The sequence below is a fragment of the Streptomyces sp. NPDC038707 genome, assembly GCF_040636485.1.
GTDB lineage: Bacteria > Actinomycetota > Actinomycetes > Streptomycetales > Streptomycetaceae > Streptomyces.
The window spans coordinates 1-1,161 of record NZ_JBEZUP010000110.1 but is presented as its reverse complement, the minus strand read 5'-3'; the positions used below and the strand labels follow the sequence as shown (position 1 = coordinate 1,161).

At 66.6% G+C, this 1,161-nt stretch carries 2 protein-coding genes; both read right to left on the bottom strand.

Annotation, left to right across the window (positions count from 1 at the left end; genetic code table 11):
* On the bottom strand, nt 1–590 hold a 590-nt coding region (locus AB0E62_RS40065; RefSeq protein WP_362206096.1), incomplete at its 3' end, for an IS630 family transposase.
* On the bottom strand, nt 587–1,102 hold the full coding sequence (locus AB0E62_RS40060; RefSeq protein ID WP_362206093.1) for a winged helix-turn-helix domain-containing protein: 516 nt from the start codon (nt 1,100–1,102) through the stop codon (nt 587–589). The genes AB0E62_RS40060 and AB0E62_RS40065, both read right to left, overlap by 4 nt.
* Between the last annotated feature and the right edge of the window lie 59 nt (nt 1,103–1,161).

Genomic DNA, 1,161 nt, shown 5'->3' with positions numbered 1-1,161 from the left:
TACTGATCTTTTCGTAAGTTCAGTGGCTGTGGTGGGTGGATGGTCAGGCCGGTGTGGGCGAGGAAGGACCATGGCAGTTGTGGGTTGTGGTTGATGCGGTGGATGCCTTGCTCGGTGGCGTCGGCGACATCGGCGAGGTGGTCGCCGGCGAGGTTGGCGAGTTCACGCTTCTTGAGCGAGGACCACAGCAGTTCCACCGGGTTGAGCTCGGGCGCGTAAGCCGGTAATCGTTCCAGGGTCAACCAGTCCTGTTCCGCGGCCCAGGCCCGCATGGCCCGGCTCCAGTGGGCGGACAGGCCATCCCAGACCAGCACCACCCGCTCGCCGCGGTAGAACACCTTCACCTGCTCCAGGACCTCGATGAGCCCGGCGGTGTCGTAGCTGCCAGGCTTGAGATGGAAGCACAGGCGGGCCCCTCGATCGGGGTCGGTGGAGTGGTATCCCAGGGCCCCGGCCATCGACGCCCGCTTCCAGTTCAGCCGGTGCCGCAGCAGCGGGGTCCGACCTCGGGGTGCGTAGGTGCGGCGGATCTGAGGCAGCAGGGAAACACCTGATTCGTCGAGGAACACGATCCAGGCACGTGTGTTCACGGCCCCTTTTTGATCCGCGGCCACTCATGCGCGATCCAACGGGCGATCTCTGACTCGTCTCTCTCGACCGCCCGCCGCTCGGGTCGCTGCAGACTCCATCCGAGCCGGCCGGTCAGCAACCGCCACACGGACGCCCTCGAAAGCACCACTCCCGTCACACGTTCCACCACGGTGCCGACTCGCTCCAGGGTCCACAGGTCGGCCTCGAAACCATGGGCTCGGGCTCCTCTCTCCAACGTGGCCCGGACGGTCTCGACCTGGGCGTCGTCCAGCTTCGGCGGACGACCGGTAGCCGCACGCCGTCGCAGGGCCGAAGCACCACCTTCCTCCCACGCCCGCCGCCATCGCCGCACGCTCTCGGCACACACCCCCACCGCCCGCGCGATCTCCGCATTCGAGACACCGTCCTCGAACAACTCGAGCGCCCGAACACGACGCGCCTCCGCCAACTGAGGCCGCGACAACGGAGGAAGAGAGGCGCCAGCCGCAGAGGGCGAAGGTCGATAAGTCACCCCGATAGCCTCCCACCCACACCGCCACCACGCCCACTGAACTTACGAAAAGATCAGTA